Raw genomic sequence first — 17,423 nt, 5'->3', positions numbered from 1 at the left:
CTCAGGGTGGCGGGGGCGCCGCCAGGGCGCTGGCGGCGATCAACAGCGAGGGGGCCAGGGGCCGGTGCTGCCGCAGCTTCGGGCTCCACACACGGCCGCTGTTCAGTTCCCGGGTGCTGGCGAGCACCAGGTCCTGGCCCTCCAGCAGCTGCAGGGACTCCAGCGGCACGGTGAGATCGGCGCGAAAGAAATGGGCGACGCGCGCCGGGTTGCTGTGGCGGAACCAGAAGGGCAGCTCCCCGGCCTGCCAGTTGATCTCCTCGAGCAGTTCACGGCGCAGGGCCTGCTCGGGCGTTTCGCCCGGATCCAGATGGCCGCCGAACAGCCCCCAGTGCCCCGGCGCGACGATGCCCGGGAGGTCGTCGCGGAGCTGCAGCAGCCAGCGGCCCTGCCGTTCGAGCATGGCGATCGCCACTTCGACTCCCAGCGGCGCAGGCTCCATCAACCCAGGGCCGCCTTCGGGGGTTCGGGCAGGGAAGGCGGCTTCTGGGGTTGAAACAGCGGCAGCAGGCTTGTGATCCCGATCATCACAAACGACAGCGCCCCCACCAAGGCCAGCAGCCGCAGGCCCAGGGGCATGCCGCGATCAACGGCCCAGTCATCGGGATCCTGGTCGGGGGGCAGGGATGGCAAGGCGTGGGCGCGGAGCTGGCGACCAGCCTGGCAGGGGGCTTGCCGCCATGGGCCAAGTTCCAGCCGTGGTGGCTACCATGGGTCACTACCGGATCCGGGCCTCCGATGGACACCGCACGTCTGTTTCAGTCGGGCCGCAGCCAGGCGGTGCGGCTGCCGAAGGACTACCGCTTCAGCGGCAACGAGGTGGTTGTGAAGCATTTCGGCAACGGTGTGCTGCTGCTGCCGATCGATGACCCCTGGCAAACCCTGGAGGCAGGGCTGGCAGCCTTTGAGCCGGGGTTCGTGATCACGCGCGAGCAACCCGAGGAGCAGATCCGGGAAGCGATCAGCCCATGATCTTGCTCGATACCAACATCTGCATTTACATCATCAATGCCAAACCAGCAGCTGTACTGGAGCGGTTCAAGAACTACCGACTTGGAGAGATTGGCCTCTGCAGTGTGGTAGCTGCCGAGCTGGCCTTTGGTGTTGCCAAGAGCGGATCGGCACGCAACCGTCAGGCTCTGGAGATGTTTCTGGCCCCACTAACGATCCTGCCCTTTGACGAGCGCGCCGCCTGGGCCTACGGCGACCTGCGTGCGGAGCTGGAACGCAGGGGTACACCGATTGGTTCACTCGACACGATGATCGCGGCCCATGCCCTGAGCCTGCAGGCCACGCTGATCACCAACAACACCCGTGAGTTTGCCCAAGTGCCCGGTCTGCATGTTGATAACTGGGCACCAACGGCGTAAGGCGCCGCACAGGCGCTTTGACCTCCACAGGATTCGGATCAGCAGGGCCGCCAGCGCTTCTCGTGCTCCAGCCATCGAACCTCTTGCCTCTCCACAGCTCTTGCCAGACCGGACCGATGGCGCGGTTCTGGCTGGGTGGTTCACCAACCCCCCAAAGGGCTTGACCGGTCCAGCCGTCTGCGCCTGATTTGGAACAGATTGGGGCCATTGCAGAGGTGGGTGTTGTCACTGACGGCCGTGCACTGGCTCTGGTCTGTGGACTGGGGCTGCTGGCGCAGGCATCGCCTGTCCGCACCGACGAGGTGATCGGCCGTCCTGGCGACGGCGGGGTCATCACGGTGCGGCCAGCCACGCAGCACGACAGCCGCCAGGGTCTGGGGCGATTCGTGGGCATCTCCGGTGCCAACAGCGGGGCCCGCACACTCTCGCTCAACCGCATCGTCATACCGCCCGGTGCCAGAGCAAGGGCTCATCGCCACCGCAACTACGAGACGGCGATCTATCTGCTGCAGGGAACGGTGGAAACCCGCTATGGCGCCGGCCTGCGCCAGCGGGTGGTGAACCGCGCCGGCGATTTCATCTTCATTCCAGCCGATCTACCCCATCAACTGGTGAATCTCAGCGCCACGGAGCCAGCGATCGCCATCGTCACCCGCTCCGACCCAAACGAGCAGGAAAGCGTGGAGCTGCTCGACGATGCCGGTCTGCCCCTGCCAGCTGACCACCAGCACGGTCCCGCCCATCCCTGAGTAGATCTGCGGCTAAAGGGTTGGAGCGTCTCTGCTCACGAAAGAACGTCCATCTTCAGCAGAGCCGCAGCCTGCTTGAGCCGGCGATCGAAGCAGGCAAAGGTCAGCGGTTGTTCACTGTTGATCTGCAGTTCATGGGCTGCTGCCAGCTGCACGCTGTCGTAGCCACGCAAGGCAAAGACATCAGCAAACCGCCCGGCTGTCTCGACGAGGCTCTGGCTGACCTCGACGATCGTGCAGAGCGGCCAGCTCTGGATCAGTTGCTCGCGGGCCTGCTCGAGCATCACGGCGTCGCCGGGCACCTCTCGCTGCCGGCGGGCCATGCCCGCCATGACTTCTGCCCAGGTGATCCGGCACACCGCAATCGCCTCAGCTTCCATGCTGGCTTGCAGCATCTGATCGGAGCCGGGCTCGCTGATCAGCAGCTTGATCAGCGCACTGGTGTCACAGAACAGGATCACCGGCTCAATCCCGGTCTTCCAGCACGATCTCACTCACGAGCTTGCCGCTATCGTTCAACTTCACCGGCGGTGGAAAGACCGGCTTCTGGCCGCTCCAGGTGATGACGCAGGCATCGATCGCTTTCTGCAGCGGATGCGGCGAGGAGGATGGATCTGGCTGCTTCACAGCGGTGATGCGGGCAATGGGTCTGCGATGGGAGGTGACCTCCACCACCTCACCGGCCTGAGCGCGGGCCAGCCACTCAGAGAGGTGGGTCTTGAGATCCCGCACCGACACCTGCTTTGCGACCACATCAGCCATGGGCACTGCTGTTTTTGTGACTACATTAGACGGTTGGCTAGGACTGCGGCGCTCCGACGTCCTCACTGACTCAAGTGCGCCGCTGGAGACGATCGTCGCCTGCGTGATTGATCTGGTTCAGTCTTCGTTGTCGCCTGACATGCGACATTCCATCGGTTATCCCGCTGCGGCCCAATCTTCCAGGGCCAGCCCCTCGATGCGGGCGAATTCACGCCCGTTGTGGCTCACCAGGGTGGCGCCAAGGGCCAGGGCGTGGCAGGCGATCCAGAGATCGTTGCCGCCGATGGGTGTGGCCTGCCGCTTGAGGGTGGTGGCCTGCACGGCGTAATGGCGGCAGATGGCAGGGCCATCGGGATAGAGCACCGGCACCTGCCGGGCCAGGGCCTCGAGCTGCAGGAGGGTGGTTTCGCGGCGCTGGCTGCCCTCGGCACCGCGCAGCAGTTCGGCCCAGGTGATGAACGACATCGCCAGGCTGTCGTCATCGGCGAGCTGATCGATGCGCTCAGCTACCTGCGGCGGCCGGTTCTTGATCAGGTCGATGAGGATGTTGGTGTCGAGCAGGTAGATCAAAGGGTCTCCCGGTCCTGCACCGCGCTCGGACTTGCCTGCTGCGCTTCCAGGCTGGCCACGAAGCTGGGTTCAAAGCCCGCGAGGGTGTCGAGCAGGGCCTGGCCACGCTGGGCCGGGCAGGGGTGAATGATCAGATCACCGCTGGGGCTGCGGGTGATCTGCACCCGGTCGGTGGTGAGGCGGAACTCGGCGGGGATGCGCACGGCCTGGCTGTTGCCGTTCATGAACACCCGGCTGGGAAGCACGTCCATGGGCTGCCGACTTGTGTGTACGAGTGTGTGGATACACTCTAGTCGAACGACCGTGGCCGTCTCGCGCTTGGGCTGCCGTGGCCTGCGCGGGGGCCTGGCCGGTGCCGGTGCGCTTCGGGGGGATCGCGCCCGCCAACTGCCAGCGGCGTTCTGCGCCACCTGGGCCCATGGGGTGCTGGTCCTGGAGTTCACGCGGGTGCCTGCTGGTTCAGGTGCTCAGCGGCCGCTTCCTCCTTCAAGGATTCAGGCGCTCCTCGGTCCAGCCGTCGTCTCGGCGCCAACGCCGGCGCTGGTGCGGATGATCCCGTAGCTCCAGCAACTCCACCTGCGCCAGTTCGATGCGCAGCAGCTGGAAATGCTCGGGCAAGGGAGTGCCGTCCGCTAGCTCTGATGGGAACCCCCTGAGGCATCGAACGCTGCTCCCGGTTCGGGCCAGCCCCAGAGCGCGCGTCCTGCGGGGGTGAGACCTTGCCAGTGCCGAAGACGCTCATCCCATTCCAGGTCAGTGGGCAAGGTCAGAACGTCCCCGCGCAGGCGGAACTGACAGCGGGCTTTGGGCAGCAGCCAGCACAGCTCAACGGCGGGCTGCTGCCGGAGCTCAGCCGGTTTGGCGCTGCGGCCATCGGTGAACAGATCCAACGCGGCGCCATCGGCCCAGCCCCGGAAGACCAGGGTGCGCACCCGTGGGGTGCCATCGGGGGCCACAGTGGCGAGCTGCAGCCAGCGGGCCGCTGGTGATCTTCCTTCCCGCTCGCGGGCCCCGCGCAGCAGCGGCCGCCATGGCGGCAGCGCCGTCATGCCGCTTGCGCTGGGCGGCGGTTCAGGGCCAAGGCCCCAGCGGCGAGGGTCGCCAGACCCAGGGCGCCCGAGGCGGCCTTGATCTGGACCCGAGCCTTGATCAGCAGGGTGAGCAGCAGCAGCACCATGGCCTGCAGGCCGGCGATCTTGGCGGCCGTGAGGGGGCAGAAGGGGCTGGGCAGCAGCATTGGAGAGAAGCGATGGCCCAATCCTGGCGAGGTAGCCCAGTCGCCGTGCCAGCAAAAGGTAGTTGGGGGAACCCTGCGCCAGGCCGTGACAGGTGACGGCAGCTGCGGAGCCGAAGCAGCAGAGCCGCCTCTGATCTCAACTGGGTGGCGGCCTGGCCGGTGCCGGTGAGCTTCGGGGGGATCGGGCCTGCTATCTGCAGGCGATCGATTGAATCCCGCGAGGAGCTGGGGGCTGTGCTGGTGGGTGATCGCCTGGAGATCGGTAGCGAGATCGAGAGCCATGCCGCTGTTCTGGGCCACTGGATTGGGCTGCTCAAGGAATCACCAAAGGTGCTGTTTCAGGTGCTCAGCGAGGTCCGACAGGCGGCGGAATTGATTTGCCCGGAGAAGGGTGCGATTCAGGATGTGGAGTAGCTGCTGGTCGGCCAAGTTCACCTGTCGATCCAATCCTTCGGCGAGATCCTGCAATCCCAGCCCTCCCGACAGCTGTGCGTGCTGACTGCCGCCTTCCTTGCTGCTTTGGTAGCTGCTGGCTCGCACCAGATCCGGTGAGGCCCATGGTGGTGATGCATCAATCAGCTGGACCCTGACGTTCAATCTGAGGTCAGCCAGAGCAAGAAGGCGCTGGTGTCCGACCATTCAGCGCAGGTGTTCACTTCGCGACCAGTATTCCCATCCATAGACGTATGACCTTGGCGCCGCAACTCCTGCATGCGTTCATAAGCACCAATCGCCGTGCTGCCGGGCTGCGGCCCCTCTGCCGGCACAGCTTGATGCATCGGGCTTAAACTGAATCATGGGCGAAGTCACTGACTGCGACATGCGGCGGGAGGGAACTCTTAAGGCGCCCATGCCCCCTTGCCCCGTTCCCATGATCTGGATTGGCTGCGGTTGTTGGCTGTCTTGCTGCTGATCGCTTTTCACTCAGCTGCTGTGTTCTACGAAGGGGAACTGGGCCGTTTCTATGTGGTCAATGCACAAAGCAGTGCCGGCCTGGGTGTGTTCATCCATTTCGTGTACCAGTGGCACATGCCACTGTTTTTCTTTCTGGCCGGTGCAGCCAGCTGGTATTCCCTTCAGACCCGCACCCATGGGGAGTACCTTCGCCAACGTCTGCGGCGGCTTCTGGTGCCCCTGCTGATTGGAATTCTGGTGCTTGTTCCACCTCAGGTGTATGCACACGAGCTGCAGGCTGGCCGAGAGAAGGGCAACTTTCTGGAGTTCTACCCCCACTTCTTTGCTGGAATCCGACCGGCCGGTCTGTTCGAATGGGCCCATCTCTGGTTTCTGGCCTATCTGCTCGTGATCTCGATCGTTTGCCTTCCGCTCATGCTGAAGCTCAGCGAGCTCACCGCGGTGAGCGTCAGGCTTCCGCTGGATCCAATCACCCAAGGCGTGGGATCCTTGATCCTCCTGGCCGTGCCATTGATGGCGGTCGAGGCCCTGTTACGCCCCCACTGGATCGGCTTTCAGAACCTCTACGACGACTGGGCTAATCTACTGCTCTATTTTCTATACTTTCTCTATGGCTATCTGTTCTGCTGTCGCACCGGGCTGTGGTCGGTGCTGGATCAGCACAGGTGGCTCCTCTGTGCCACGGCCGGGCTGGGAATGGCGCTCCTGCTGGCCCTTGAAATCACCCAGCGGGCGCCGGAGCGTGCCTACTCGGCGCCTTACATGATCTATCAGGCCTTTCGAGGTTTCAACAGCTGGTGCTGGGTCCTGGCCCTGCATTCTCTGGCACGGCCCTATCGCACGAGCAGCCACCCCATCCTGCTCTATGGCAATCGAGTGGCCTTTTCCATCTATCTATTTCACCAACCTCTGGTTGTGATGGTCGCCTTCATTGTGGTGCCGCTCTCTCTGGCGATTGCTGCAAAGTTCGTGCTGATCAGCTTGGTCGCTCTGGTGCTCAGTGTGGGCCTCCATGAGGCACTGACCCAGCGCTAGCACCGTGCCCATGGGATGGCTCCCGATCAGCATCCATTCCAATGGCTCCAGCCTCACCAATTCCACGGCGGTAGGCTCCCAAACGAAGTGACCAATCCTATGGACGATGCTTGTTAAAATGTCTGGTTATTGTGATGGTTGTGATGTCCGCATGGCAGCAAACTGCGCTCATCGAGTGCGCCTGCCATCGATGCAGACGTGCCGCTGATGCGTCCCGCACTGGTGTACCACCCGGCTTATTCCGTGCCACTGCCGAGCAGTCATCGCTTTCCGATGGCGAAGTTCAGGCTGTTGAACGAGTATCTGCTCCGGCACGATCTGGCCCATCCCGAACAGTTCCATGCACCGATGCCGATCTCCCGCCGGGAGCTCGAGCTGGTTCACAGCAGGCCGTATCACGAAGCATTCTCCCGCGATCAACTCAACCCGGCTGAGCAGCGGCGGATCGGCCTGCCCGCCACCGGGCCCCTGGTGCGGCGTAGTTGGCTGGCCGTGGGGGCACCCTTCTCACGGCAAGGCTTGCCCTGCAGCAGGGACTGGCCTGCCATCTGGCTGGTGGGACCCACCACGCTTTCCCGGATTACGGAAGCGGGTTCTGCATTTTCAATGACGTCGCCGTGGCCGCACGGGTTCTGCTGGCCGAGGGAGCGGTGCGCCAGGTGATGGTGATTGACCTGGACGTGCATCAGGGGGATGGCACCGCTGCGATCTTTGCCGGTGACCCGCGCGTGTTCACGTTGTCGGCCCACGCCGCCAGCAACTTTCCCCTGCACAAGCAGACCAGCGACCATGACCTGCCCCTGGCCGATGGGCTGGACGATGACGCCTATCTGGCAGCGGTAGGGGGAGGGATCCCTGAACTGCTGGAGCAGGTGCAGCCTGATCTGGTGCTCTACAACGCCGGCGTCGATCCCCACCGCGACGACCGCCTGGGCCGGCTTTCCCTCAGCGACACCGGTCTGCTGCTGCGCGACCGGATGGTGCTGGAGCTTTGCCTCAGGCGGCGCATCCCTGTGGCCACGGTGATCGGCGGCGGCTACGACGCCTTGGAGCCTCTGGTCGAGCGCCATTCCCTGGTGTTCCGCGCCGCGGCAGAGACGGCTCGGCAGCTGAGGCTCTAGGGCTGGTCCAGCTGGAGCCCATGGGCTGAGGGCCGGGCTGGTGGCGCGCAAGGCCCTCACCTGACCCCAGGCAGGGGGCGGCAAGATCGGCCTACACCCTGGCCCCTGAGTCGGTGCGCTCCCATGCCCTTCCGCTACCGCCGCAGCGCCCGTCTGGGCCCGTTGCGCTTCAACTTCGCCAAAACAGGCCTCAGCTCGATCTCGCTCGGTGGTCCTGGGGCCTCCTTCAACATTCCCGTAGCGCGCTCCGGCGGCGCCCGCACCACGGTGGGGTTGCCCGGCACCGGGCTGAGCTGGAGTGTCGAGGCTGGCCCCGCAGAAGACCTGCCCAACAGCCGTCGCCTCAGGCCCGGCCAGCTGGATGCACTCAAGGCGAGCTGCCTGAATGTGCTGCACCAGCAGCTGTTCCAGCCCGGCGGCATGGGAGCGAAGCTCTGGGAGCTGAACCTGGTGAGCCGTTTGTTGAACGATTCCTCCATCGGTGAGCGCACCAGCGGGCTGCTGACGGTGATCGAAACCGCCGAGGCGATGGAGGCCTACCTGCTGCGGGCCCAGGGCCAGGACGACTTGAAGCGCAGGGCCAAGCGCTGCGTCGAGGCGGTTCAGGAGGCGCACCGGCAGGCCAGGATCCGGGGCTGGCCGAGTCAGGCATAAACCCCTATGGCTCCTGCCAGAGGGCCGGACGATGGTGAGTGCATCGACAACCGGGAGGCTCCAAAGCATGGAAGACACCCCACCTGAGCATCAGCCAGGAGCGCGCTGACGATCCGGTCCCTGCTCCAACACTCTCGACGGATCACTGACTTCCCCGGCGTGTGACGTTGTCGCCGTCCACTGCACCGTTAACGGCCTCGCCTCAGGTGCCAGCGTCAGCAGCTCCGCCCCCACCAACCCAACTGCTTCAGAGCCCAGTGGCCTCGTCACCGGGCTTTGTCGTGAGCACGCTCCCGATCAGCCACGACAACCTCGCCGAGCTCACAGCCCCTTTCCAGCACCGCTTCATTGGTGGTGTATGGCCGCTCAACAAGATCACCAATCAGGGCAAGCAACCACAGCCGCTTGTTCTCTGGGTCGTCGTCTGTGGGGAACGGCTTGCTATGAGAGCTGCAGCGGCGCCATCGCCAAGGCCAGCGGCCGTTGGCCGTAAGCAGGCCCGCTATTCTTACTTGGTAATACTCCTTGGCGTTCGGTCGTGGATCCCTCCAGCACCAGCTCGATGACCAGCAAGGGGCAGGTCACCATCCCCAGTGCCCTGCGCCAGCAACTCGGTCTGGCCCGGGGCAGTTGCGTCAGCTTCCAGCTGGTGGGCGACCACATCGAACTGCGGCCCTGGCGGCCGCAGCAGCCCCTGCCCGCCAGCGGCTTCGGACTGCTCAAAAGCCAGCGCTCGCCCGTTCCGGTCGACTTCGATGCCGCCAGCCTGCTGCGGCCATGATCGGGCTGGACACCAATGTGCTGGCCCGCTACTTCGTGGAGGAAGCCAGGGGCGATGCCGCCACCGAAGCCCAGCGTCAGGCGTCTCGCCAGTTGATCGAATCCGGCCAGGATCTGTTTCTGCCCAAGACCGTGACCCTGGAACTTGAGTGGGTGCTGCGGGGCTACTACGGCTTCCCGGTGGAGCAGGTGCTGCAGGTGTTGGATCAGCTGCTCAGCCACCCCTGCCTTGAGATCGAAGACCGCCCGGACCAGGAGCAGGCGGTGGCCGGCCTGCGCTCCGGTCTTGATTTCGCCGACGCCCTGCATCACGCCAGTTGCCGCCACTGCGAGACGATCGCCTCGTTTGATGATCGTGGTTTTGCCCGGCGCATCCGCCAGCTCAACCTGTCGCCCCGCGTGGTGGTGCCGTAGCCAGGCCCTCGCCATCGGATCGGGCTTCAACCTATGGTCACGACGACGGCTCTCGCGATCGTGCTCCCTGCTGTCGTTGTTCCCAGTCCCATCGGGGTTGTTGGGTGGCTGGGGGCGCTGAGCGGCCAGGCCTCCAAGATCGTCTGGAACGACAGGCCTAGGATCCCGCCTCCGACGTTGCCCTCCCTGGTGCATGGTCCGCCTTCTGCTCGCTCTGGCCATCGCGACGCTGCTGCCAGCTCCGATGCTCCCGGCCGCAGCAGAACCGCCCCAGGCCGATCCGCCCACCGCTGCGACGACAGCAACCCCCACCGAAGCACCCAGCCAAGCGCCGAGCGCAGCCGAAACCACAGCCCAGAGCGAGGGCCTGGCGGCGGCGGCCCAGAACCCGATCGCCAACCTGGTCAGCCTTCCCTTTCAGTACAACCTCACCCCGGGCCTCGGGCCGAACGGTGCGGACAGCCTGAATGTGCTCAACATTCAGCCGGTGGTGCCCTTCGCGCTCAGCAAGGACCTCACCCTGGTGACCCGCACGATCCTGCCGCTGCTGAGCCAACCCACCGCATCGGGCACCCAAAGCGGCATCGGTGATCTCAACCCCAGCTTCTTCTTCGTGCCCAAGGGCAGGGGGCCCTGGACCTTCGGATTCGGCCCCACCCTGGTGTTGCCCACGGCCAGCGACAGCAGCCTGAACAACGTCTGGTCGTTCGCGGGCGCCAGCGACCGCGTCCCGGTGAGCGCCTTTCTGCTGCAGCCGTTCATCAACTACAACCTGCCCAACGGCTGGTATCTGGTGACCTCGCCGGTCATCACCGCCAACTGGCAGGCGCCCAGTGGCGAGTAGTGGATCGTGCCGGTGGGGGGCGGCGTGGGTCGGCTGTTCCGCCTGGGTGGCCAGCCGATCAATGCCTCCCTGCAGGCCTACGCCAACGTGCTGAAGCCCGATCTCTTCGGCGACGTGACGATCCGGGCCCAGATCCAGTTCCTGTTCCCCCAGCGTTAGGAGCAAGGCCTGTTGCTCCTGCTCCGCCAGGCGGATCAGATCCCCTTGGGTGATGGTCGACCAACCCAGCCCATCAGCTTCGAGCACCCCACGGCCGGTCCGTGATCGGCGGGGGCGGCGCCACGGGGCGGAGTTTGACCATGCAGCGCCTGGTCCTCGATGGATCAAGACGCGTCCACAGCCGAGGCTCTCAGCCCCCGAACCTCCGATCCAGCCATTGCGTGATCACATAGACGCCGATGAACATCGGCAGATAAGCTATCCACATATTGGGGAGATCCAGCTCTGAGTTGTTGATCAGAACAAGCCCTAAATAGCTGATCAGGCCATAGATCAAAGCCCTGCGCAGGGGGCCAGCAAATTTGTTCAAGTGAGCGGCAACAGTGGCTTGAATCGATCCTATCTGCGCTCAAAACATCTTGGCCTTCCCAGGGCGGGATCAACCCTGCACAGGGCCAGGGGTTGCCCCGTTGATGCACCAGTTCAGGGCTCCTGGGCTGGCGGCTGCCCATCGGGGAAGGGTGGCCTCAGATCAGCTCCGGGTGGAGGGGATCTCCCTTGAACGGGCCGCTGACGGCACTGGTGATCCAGCCGCCATAAAAGCCCCCTTGTTGGGGGCGCACCCGTTCCCCATCCACCCAGCAACCGTCCATCTGGGCTGGATAGAGGGCAAACCAGCCCGCCAGGGCCGCGAAGGCCGCGCTCGGCTCGGGGTAGTGCCAGAGGGCCCGCTCGATCCGCCGCGTCCCCACCACCAGATCGAAGTAATGGGCCACACCCTTCCACTCACAGAAGCTGCGGCCGGGCACCGGCTCAAGCCATTGCAGCGCGATCGACTCCGGTGGTAGGTAGTAGGTGGGTGGATGGAAGGTCTCAAGCACCTGCAACGACTGCCGGGTGTCGCAGAGCAGCTCACCGAGGGCCCGCACCAGCACATGGGAGTGGCAGACCCGCAGGGCCGGGGGCCGGGGATAGTCGGAGGCTTTCTCCGCGGCTGGTGAATCCATTCGAACGCTCCCTTGATGGCCATGGCTCCACCATGGCTCCACCTCCCTCCGATCGGTGATCGCCGCCTCTCGATCGGGCCCTGGTCCGCGATGGTGTCACGGCTCTGATCCCTTGGTGGCTGCTGGCGCTGCTGCTGGCGCTGGCGCTGCCCATGGGCAGGTGACGGTGGGGTTCCTGGAGCCAATGAAAAGGGCGCCCCGTGTCGGGCGCCCTCGGGCCGGTTGCAGGGAACTGGTTGGAACCGCCCTGGTCGAGGCCTCTGATTCATGTATAGATCCGTTGGGCCGTTGTGTCAGTACGGCAAACCTCACTCCTGGGCCCCACCCCATCAATCCTGGGGCTCGCAGGCGCTCGGCGAACCAGCCATGGCACTGGCCGGCGTCCACCGGCTTGCCTTTGGGGTCCTGCGTGCGGGGCAGCTCCGCCATTCAGCTCAGCAGGTCAGATCAGCGATGCGCAGCCGGTGCGGGCAGCCGCTCCAGCAGCAGCTCCAGCTTGCGGTCCTGCTCGCGCAGTACTCCCAGGAAGCCGGCCGCGGTCAGAGCCAGCACGGCCAGCCAGGCCAGGGAGGTCCACAGCACGGCCTTCAGGACTCCGGAACCACCCACGACGGCAAGCGGGGCATGGGTCAGAAGAGCCGTCGCGGCGGGGGCGGTGTCGTCGACATCGAGATTGAGGACCAGCCGCAGCACGGCCTCCGGAGTGACCGGAACGATCGCTGAGCTGAGTGCTGGCGATTCCGAGCTGGCCAGCAGTTCCTGGCGGCAGCGATGCAGTCCGCCACCTGCCCAGAACAGCCCCCAGGCTCTGTTGTTCCGCTGCAGCACCACCCACCGCTCGGGTCTGGCGTCAAGCCGCGCCAGCTGAGCGGCCTTGGACAGCGACCAGCTGCGGCCCGCCGCCACGGAGGGATGGGCCTCCAGCAGCAACGTCCCTTGCGGATCACGGGTGAAACCCGTCACCACCTGCAGCGCAAAGACATCCACGATCTGGCAGGGCACCGCTCGCTGGGCCTCGCTCCACTCCGGTGCCATGAACAGCAGCGCACCGTTCTGGCGGCGCAGGCAGTCCTTGACGAGATGGTTCTCCTGCACCGTGCCCTTGCACCAGAGAAAGCAACGCTAGGGAACGTCATGCCTCACGCCAACAGCACCTGAGGCCTTGAGGGCACCTGTCACAGAGGTGAACGCATCCCCCCAGCGGCAGCGAGCAAGCCCCGGCCAGAGGCTCGCCGGCGGGCCCATCCCCCTAGGGTCGTCGCACCCCCAAGGATTCAGGCCGCCCATGCAATCTCCGATGCGCTCCGGCGCAGACAACGGCTTCGGTGGCCTCTGGCAGCTGACCGTTGCGGCGATTCTGGTCGTCCTGCTGCTGCTGACCCAGACGGTGTTCATCGTTCCGGCGGGCACCGTCGCGGTGGTCACCACCCTCGGCAAGGTCACCGGAGTGCCCAGGCAGCCGGGGGCCAACTTCAAGATCCCCCTGGCCCAGAACACCTCGCTGTTCGATGTGCGCACCCAGGTGGAAGCCGGAGCAGTTCTCCACCCTCACCAAGGATCTGCAGGTGATCCAGGCCACCGCCACGGTGGAAGTACGCCATGAAGCCCGACGAGGCGGGCCGCGTCTACGAAACGATCGCCACGGACGACCAGCAGATCTATCCGCGGGTGATTCAGCCCTCGCTGCTCAAAGCGCTCAAGTCCGTGTTCTCCCAGTACGAACTGGTGACGATCGCCACGGAGTGGAACTCCATCTCCGAACTGGTGCAGGAGAAGGTCGCCGATGAGCTGCGCAAGTTCGACTACGTGACCGTCCAGGGTCTGGATCTGACCGGCCTGCAGATCGCCGAGGAGTACCGCGCCGCGATCGAGCAGAAGCAGATCGCCGAGCAACAGCTGCTGCGGGCCCAGACCGAGGTGCTGATCGCCGAACAGGAGGCCAAGCGCTACCAGACCCTCAACTCCAGCCTCGATGACCAGGTGCTCTACAAACTGTTCCTCGATAAGTGGGATGGCCAGACCTCGGTGGTGCCCGCCCTGCCGGGGGCGGCTGGGGGCGGCAATCCGGTGATCGTCAACGGGCGCCGTTGATCTCCGTGCTGGTGACGGCCCAGCAACGCTGTTCACCACGATCCCCGCCACCATCGAGATCCTTTCGCCCCTCCCCCGCCGGTGTCCAGCTTCGATCGCCGATCCGTCCTGCTGGCCCACAACGCCGGCGTCTGGGAGGGCTGCTTCATCCGTCTGGATGGACGCGGCGTTGAGAGCGAGCGCTTCGGCACACGTCTGCTGGTGCAGGAGAGCGGCGGCCAGATCGAAGCGGCCCTCACCTACCTGAACACCGGCAAGGTGGCCACGATGGGCTTCGCCGAGCCGCCGGATCTGATGGCGATCAGCCCCGAGGGCCACTGGAGCCTCGGCCCCGACAGGACCGGTCCCTGGTTCGCGGTGATGGAGCTCTGCCTGGTGGACGGCGAGCGCCGCCGGCGGGTGGTGGTGCGCCACGGCGCCGAACGGCTCGAGAGCGTGGTGGTGGTGGTGGAGGCCCGTCCCGGACTGGCGGATCCGGCTCCGGCGGCGCCCTGCGGGCGGCGGTCCTGGAGGGGGTCGATGGCCCTGCCTGCACCTGGCAGCTCAGCGCCGACCTCACCCTCACCACAGCGCTGGAGCGGCGCATCGGCGACTCCCTGGCGGTGACGCTCCGCTGGCAGAGCACGCCCGGCCGGGAGCTGGTGCTGGAGCGGGTCTATGGCGCCAACGGCCTGCCCCAGGTGGCGCCTGCGCTGGTGTGAGCGCGCACCGGGGCCTTCCAGTGTGATCATCACCATTGACGTCCACCGAGCTCCCCTGAGGGAGCGCATGCCATGACGACCCCGCCTCCGACTGGCGTTCCAACGGTGCTCTCCGGCCTCGGTGGCTTGGCCCACATCGGGATCCGCGTTCACGACCTGGAGCGATCGGCGGCCTTCTACGCCCGGCTCGGTTTTCAGTTCGTGGCTGGGCCGATCGGCCTTGAACCGGTGGCGATCCTCAGCCACCCCAGCGGCCTGGAACTCAATCTGATCCTCAATGCGCCCACGGCGACCGCGGCCAACGTGCTGATGGACGGCCCTGACAAACCGGCGGGCCTCACCCACTTCGCCCTGCTCTGCAACGACCTGGACACCGCGATCAAGGAGCTGCGGGCCGTGGGCCTGGAGCCCAGCGCCGGGCCGGTGGACTTCGGCGGCCAGGCCCGCGGTTTGTTCCTGCGGGATCCCGACCGCAACGTGATCGAGCTGCACCAGCGGCTCTGATCTGAGGCTCTGATCTGAGTCCCTGGTCGGGGCAGGGGAGCGGTGAGGAAACGTGAAGCCGCTGCTGAGCCGGGGGAGTGGCCCCGACAATGGGGCCAAGGGACATCAGGATCCTTCGGTTTGATGCCCATGAAGGCGCCACTGAGCGAGCGAGAGAACGAGCGGCTGGAAGCCCTTCGCGACTACCGCATCCTCGACACAGCGCCCGAGCGGGCCTTCGACGATCTGACCGCACTGGCGGCCTACATCTGCGATGTGCCCATCGCCCTGGTCAGCCTGGTCGACACGGACCGTCAGTGGTTCAAATCGACGTTCGGCCTGGAGGCCACGGAAACCAGCCGGGACGTCTCCTTCTGTGCCCACGCCATTCTCGAAGACAAGATCCTGGTGATTGAGGACACCCACCTCGATGCGCGCTTCGCCGCCAATCCCCTGGTGACCTCGGAGCCCAACATCCGTTTCTATGCGGGCGTCCCGTTGCTGACGCCGGAGGCCTTGCCCCTGGGCACCCTCTGCGTGATCGACCACAGGCCGAGGGAGCTGAACGCCGCCCAGATCCGGGCCTTGGAGGGGATCGCCCGCCAGGTGGTGACCGAGCTGGAGCTGCGGCGCGTGTCCGCCCGGCTGGCTGAGGCCCTGGAGAAAATCAACCTGATCGAGGGGCTGATCCCGATCTGTTCCTATTGCAAGGCGATCCGCAACGACGCGGGCTACTGGTCGAGTGTGGAGGCCTTCATCAAGCAGCATGCCGATGTGTCCTTCACCCATGGGGTGTGTGAGGCCTGCATCGACAAGCACTTTCCTGAGGTGGCTGAGGCGATGCGCCAGCAGGACGCCGGCCATCCTTGACTCTGCGGATGTGGCTGACGCTCCCGTGGCCCCCTCACAGGGGATCGCGCCCGCTCAGCAGAAGCCAGCGCGGCTGACCTGAGCTCCGGTCGGCGAATCAGCTCCAGGAGACCCATGCCCAGTCGCGATCTCCCTGATCCTTGAAGCCTGAACCAGTTGAACGTCGAGGCCCCTGGCCGCCAGCCATCTGGAGCCGTTCAGCCGCGCTGCTCACCCCGGCCAGAGAAACGTATTGAACAGACGTGCACCCAACGTCGTTTGATAGCGAAGGGTGTGCGTCGCCGACAAGCTGACCACCGCCCCCAGTCGGTCGGCCGTTTTGACACATTGTTGGAATGTCTGCGCCGTGTAGCACTGCACGTCGAGCTGATTGCAGCCGCCGGGAGGTACCAGTCCAGCCTGGAAGGGCTGGATACTGCAGAAAATCGGCTTGGTGTAGAGCTGACGAAGCCGATAGAAATCGGCCAGGCTGTAGTTTGCAAAAAGTGATCATCCACCTGGATTCCATCACCGTTGCGGGCCTCATGCAGCAGGTCTGGGATGGTCAGCGAGCGGTACTGAGGGGATTGCACCCAGACCACAGGCATCAATCCTTGCCGACGGGCTTCCTGGGCAACCTGCTGTTGCATTGGATCGGACACCTTGCGGTAATCCAGAAACACCACGTTGTAGTGAACGGCGCGAATCTGAGCCATGACCTGGCTGATTCCATTGGTTGAGGTGTAAAACCAGATCTGCGGCTGCGACAGCCATGTTCCATTCGGTGCGGCGCCTGCGGCGAGCGGTGCCAGGAGCAGCCCCGCTGCGGCGACAACATGGGGGGCGATGGATCTGAGCAATTCAGATCTCTGAAAAACCACGAAAGCTGAAATCCAGGATTGGTTGAATCTAAGTGGCTGTAAAAGGCAACGGCCTCTCGGCTTGTGTTCTTAAGCCTGCATCAAGGGCAGCGGCTGACTCCTACCCACCGGGAGCCATGGGCTGCTCAATCGTTGCTACTCCACGGAGAGGAGCAGCAGTGCACCGGCGATGCTCAAGGCGCAGATCGCCAGCAGTGCGGGCCAGAGCAGGGCGTAGCTGAAGAAGGCTGAGATGAAGGCAAAGGCCGCCCCGATCAGGCAGACCACACCAGCCCGGGCGCGTTCGCCGGGGGAGGGCCGGGCGATGGTCAGGAGCCGTTGCAGGAGGGAGTTTTTGGTGTTCATGGAGATGGTGTTGGTCAGGCTTCCAGTGCCGCCAGTTGGGTCGGGGTGTTCAGTGCTGAGCGACGAGGCTCGAGCGAACGCCGTCGCCTTCGTTGGTGCAGACCGCCTTGCCTTGGGTGGATCCGCCGGAGCCATCGCGGCTGCGGAACACCAGGGCCGCGTCATCGCTCGCCTGCTCAAAGCTGATCGGCTGATACGAATTCGGTTCGCGGAGTTGCAACCTGGTGGCCAGTTCGCAGGAGTAGCGCTCGACCACAGCAGAGGGGGCGGATACCCCCTGGGCCTGGCCGGCAAGGGCCTGGGCTTCCACACGCTCGGCCAAGCGGGGATCCTTCCTGGGGTTGGCGACGACGTTGCCGTAGGTGATCAGGGCTCCGGCGAGAAGGCCGCCGCCGAGGGTCATGGCAATGGTTGAGGGCCGGTTCATGGTGGAGGGGGTGCTGGTGGGATTCATCA

At 65.1% G+C, this 17,423-nt stretch carries 28 protein-coding genes and 2 pseudogenes; 15 read left to right on the top strand and 15 right to left on the bottom strand.

Annotated elements, in window-relative coordinates; translation table 11 throughout:
* Position 1: 1 nt before the first annotated feature.
* Positions 2-442, bottom strand: coding sequence for an NUDIX hydrolase (locus tag AAF143_RS10680; protein ID WP_255010672.1), 441 nt, complete (start codon positions 440-442; stop codon positions 2-4).
* Positions 442-633, bottom strand: a complete 192-nt coding sequence (locus tag AAF143_RS10675) for a hypothetical protein (protein ID WP_255010670.1) — start codon at positions 631-633, stop codon at positions 442-444. Before AAF143_RS10675 ends, AAF143_RS10680 begins: the two co-directional genes overlap by 1 nt.
* 105 nt (positions 634-738) lie before the next feature.
* Here AAF143_RS10675 and AAF143_RS10670 point away from each other — a divergent pair, with 105 nt between their 5' ends.
* From AAF143_RS10670 to AAF143_RS10660, 3 genes are all read left to right on the top strand, one after another.
* Positions 739-972 carry an antitoxin gene (locus AAF143_RS10670; RefSeq protein WP_255005453.1) on the top strand — a complete coding sequence of 78 codons (234 nt, stop codon included), beginning with the start codon at positions 739-741 and terminating at the stop codon, positions 970-972.
* The gene (gene vapC / locus AAF143_RS10665) at positions 969-1,370 is read left to right on the top strand and encodes a type II toxin-antitoxin system tRNA(fMet)-specific endonuclease VapC (RefSeq protein ID WP_255010669.1); all 402 of its coding nucleotides are present in this window, start codon (positions 969-971) and stop codon (positions 1,368-1,370) included. The genes AAF143_RS10670 and vapC overlap by 4 nt, the downstream gene beginning before the upstream one ends.
* Before the next feature lie 215 nt (positions 1,371-1,585).
* Positions 1,586-2,119, top strand: a complete 534-nt coding sequence (locus tag AAF143_RS10660; RefSeq protein WP_255010658.1) for a cupin domain-containing protein — start codon at positions 1,586-1,588, stop codon at positions 2,117-2,119.
* A 35-nt stretch (positions 2,120-2,154) separates the two neighbouring features.
* Here AAF143_RS10660 and AAF143_RS10655 read toward each other — a convergent pair whose 3' ends face one another.
* The 7 genes from AAF143_RS10655 to AAF143_RS10625 form a co-directional block, all read right to left on the bottom strand.
* Positions 2,155-2,580 carry a type II toxin-antitoxin system VapC family toxin gene (locus AAF143_RS10655; RefSeq protein WP_255010656.1) on the bottom strand — a complete coding sequence of 142 codons (426 nt, stop codon included), beginning with the start codon at positions 2,578-2,580 and terminating at the stop codon, positions 2,155-2,157.
* A gap of 4 nt (positions 2,581-2,584) precedes the next feature.
* On the bottom strand, positions 2,585-2,881 hold the full coding sequence (locus tag AAF143_RS10650; protein ID WP_255010654.1) for a type II toxin-antitoxin system Phd/YefM family antitoxin: 297 nt from the start codon (positions 2,879-2,881) through the stop codon (positions 2,585-2,587).
* A gap of 156 nt (positions 2,882-3,037) precedes the next feature.
* A complete protein-coding gene (locus tag AAF143_RS10645) occupies positions 3,038-3,451 on the bottom strand; it encodes a type II toxin-antitoxin system VapC family toxin (RefSeq protein ID WP_255010653.1) in 414 nt (137 codons plus the stop codon).
* Positions 3,448-3,702 (bottom strand): antitoxin, encoded by a 255-nt coding sequence (locus AAF143_RS10640; RefSeq protein WP_255010651.1) that lies wholly within the window; start codon positions 3,700-3,702, stop codon positions 3,448-3,450. The genes AAF143_RS10645 and AAF143_RS10640 overlap by 4 nt, the downstream gene beginning before the upstream one ends.
* A 235-nt stretch (positions 3,703-3,937) precedes the next feature.
* Positions 3,938-4,069 (bottom strand): hypothetical protein, encoded by a 132-nt coding sequence (locus AAF143_RS10635; RefSeq protein ID WP_414026998.1) that lies wholly within the window; start codon positions 4,067-4,069, stop codon positions 3,938-3,940.
* Between the two features lie 14 nt (positions 4,070-4,083).
* A complete protein-coding gene (locus tag AAF143_RS10630; RefSeq protein WP_414026997.1) occupies positions 4,084-4,500 on the bottom strand; it encodes a pyridoxamine 5'-phosphate oxidase family protein in 417 nt (138 codons plus the stop codon).
* Positions 4,497-4,688 carry a hypothetical protein gene (locus tag AAF143_RS10625; RefSeq protein ID WP_255010648.1) on the bottom strand — a complete coding sequence of 64 codons (192 nt, stop codon included), beginning with the start codon at positions 4,686-4,688 and terminating at the stop codon, positions 4,497-4,499. Before AAF143_RS10625 ends, AAF143_RS10630 begins: the two co-directional genes overlap by 4 nt.
* Before the next feature lie 144 nt (positions 4,689-4,832).
* On the opposite strand from AAF143_RS10625, the gene AAF143_RS10620 reads away from it, so the two are divergent.
* The 8 genes and pseudogenes from AAF143_RS10620 (at position 4,833) to AAF143_RS10585 (ending at position 10,610) form a co-directional block, all read left to right on the top strand.
* A complete protein-coding gene (locus tag AAF143_RS10620) occupies positions 4,833-5,102 on the top strand; it encodes a hypothetical protein (protein WP_255010641.1) in 270 nt (89 codons plus the stop codon).
* 444 nt (positions 5,103-5,546) lie between these two features.
* Positions 5,547-6,638, top strand: coding sequence for an acyltransferase family protein (locus AAF143_RS10615; RefSeq protein WP_414026996.1), 1,092 nt, complete (start codon positions 5,547-5,549; stop codon positions 6,636-6,638).
* A gap of 207 nt (positions 6,639-6,845) precedes the next feature.
* Positions 6,846-7,759 (top strand): annotated as a pseudogene (locus AAF143_RS10610) (histone deacetylase).
* 123 nt (positions 7,760-7,882) lie between these two features.
* Positions 7,883-8,413 carry a DUF4236 domain-containing protein gene (locus AAF143_RS10605; RefSeq protein ID WP_255010636.1) on the top strand — a complete coding sequence of 177 codons (531 nt, stop codon included), beginning with the start codon at positions 7,883-7,885 and terminating at the stop codon, positions 8,411-8,413.
* Positions 8,414-8,951: 538 nt separating this feature from the next.
* Positions 8,952-9,194 carry an AbrB/MazE/SpoVT family DNA-binding domain-containing protein gene (locus AAF143_RS10600; RefSeq protein ID WP_255010634.1) on the top strand — a complete coding sequence of 81 codons (243 nt, stop codon included), beginning with the start codon at positions 8,952-8,954 and terminating at the stop codon, positions 9,192-9,194.
* The gene (locus AAF143_RS10595) at positions 9,191-9,607 is read left to right on the top strand and encodes a type II toxin-antitoxin system VapC family toxin (protein WP_255010632.1); all 417 of its coding nucleotides are present in this window, start codon (positions 9,191-9,193) and stop codon (positions 9,605-9,607) included. Before AAF143_RS10600 ends, AAF143_RS10595 begins: the two co-directional genes overlap by 4 nt.
* Positions 9,608-9,800: 193 nt before the next feature.
* Complete coding sequence (locus AAF143_RS10590) at positions 9,801-10,451, top strand: hypothetical protein (protein WP_255010630.1); 651 nt, start codon at positions 9,801-9,803, stop codon at positions 10,449-10,451.
* A gap of 24 nt (positions 10,452-10,475) precedes the next feature.
* Positions 10,476-10,610 (top strand): hypothetical protein, encoded by a 135-nt coding sequence (locus AAF143_RS10585; protein ID WP_255010629.1) that lies wholly within the window; start codon positions 10,476-10,478, stop codon positions 10,608-10,610.
* Between the two features lie 190 nt (positions 10,611-10,800).
* Here AAF143_RS10585 and AAF143_RS10580 read toward each other — a convergent pair whose 3' ends face one another.
* The 3 genes from AAF143_RS10580 to AAF143_RS10570 form a co-directional block, all read right to left on the bottom strand.
* Entirely contained in the window at positions 10,801-10,980 is a 180-nt protein-coding gene (locus AAF143_RS10580; protein ID WP_255010627.1) for a hypothetical protein, read from the bottom strand.
* Positions 10,981-11,137: 157 nt separating this feature from the next.
* Entirely contained in the window at positions 11,138-11,617 is a 480-nt protein-coding gene (locus tag AAF143_RS10575) for a DUF427 domain-containing protein (protein ID WP_255010626.1), read from the bottom strand.
* A gap of 447 nt (positions 11,618-12,064) precedes the next feature.
* Positions 12,065-12,712 carry a hypothetical protein gene (locus tag AAF143_RS10570; RefSeq protein ID WP_255010625.1) on the bottom strand — a complete coding sequence of 216 codons (648 nt, stop codon included), beginning with the start codon at positions 12,710-12,712 and terminating at the stop codon, positions 12,065-12,067.
* Positions 12,713-12,902: 190 nt separating this feature from the next.
* Here AAF143_RS10570 and AAF143_RS10565 point away from each other — a divergent pair.
* The 4 genes and pseudogenes from AAF143_RS10565 (at position 12,903) to AAF143_RS10550 (ending at position 15,762) form a co-directional block, all read left to right on the top strand.
* A pseudogene (locus AAF143_RS10565) lies at positions 12,903-13,708 on the top strand (prohibitin family protein).
* A gap of 81 nt (positions 13,709-13,789) precedes the next feature.
* Positions 13,790-14,314, top strand: coding sequence for a hypothetical protein (locus AAF143_RS10560; RefSeq protein WP_414026995.1), 525 nt, complete (start codon positions 13,790-13,792; stop codon positions 14,312-14,314).
* A gap of 167 nt (positions 14,315-14,481) precedes the next feature.
* Positions 14,482-14,913, top strand: a complete 432-nt coding sequence (locus AAF143_RS10555) for a VOC family protein (protein WP_255010622.1) — start codon at positions 14,482-14,484, stop codon at positions 14,911-14,913.
* Positions 14,914-15,042: 129 nt separating this feature from the next.
* The gene (locus AAF143_RS10550; RefSeq protein ID WP_255010621.1) at positions 15,043-15,762 is read left to right on the top strand and encodes a GAF domain-containing protein; all 720 of its coding nucleotides are present in this window, start codon (positions 15,043-15,045) and stop codon (positions 15,760-15,762) included.
* Positions 15,763-15,959: 197 nt separating this feature from the next.
* Here the strand turns inward: AAF143_RS10550 and AAF143_RS10545 are convergent, their stop codons facing one another.
* The 3 genes from AAF143_RS10545 to AAF143_RS10535 all read right to left on the bottom strand — a co-directional run bounded on the left by AAF143_RS10545 (position 15,960) and on the right by AAF143_RS10535 (position 17,421).
* Entirely contained in the window at positions 15,960-16,622 is a 663-nt protein-coding gene (locus tag AAF143_RS10545) for a hypothetical protein (protein WP_414026994.1), read from the bottom strand.
* Between the two features lie 135 nt (positions 16,623-16,757).
* Positions 16,758-16,967 carry a hypothetical protein gene (locus tag AAF143_RS10540; RefSeq protein ID WP_255010615.1) on the bottom strand — a complete coding sequence of 70 codons (210 nt, stop codon included), beginning with the start codon at positions 16,965-16,967 and terminating at the stop codon, positions 16,758-16,760.
* A 49-nt stretch (positions 16,968-17,016) separates the two neighbouring features.
* Positions 17,017-17,421: a hypothetical protein gene (locus AAF143_RS10535; protein ID WP_414027053.1), complete on the bottom strand. Its 405-nt coding sequence runs from the start codon at positions 17,419-17,421 to the stop codon at positions 17,017-17,019.
* Between the last annotated feature and the right edge of the window lie 2 nt (positions 17,422-17,423).

Origin of the sequence: Cyanobium sp. ATX-6F1, assembly GCF_047395825.1 — a bacterium.
Classification (GTDB): domain Bacteria; phylum Cyanobacteriota; class Cyanobacteriia; order PCC-6307; family Cyanobiaceae; genus ATX-6F1.
Note: the sequence above shows the minus strand (reverse complement) of the source record. Positions and strands in the feature narration are given on the sequence as shown.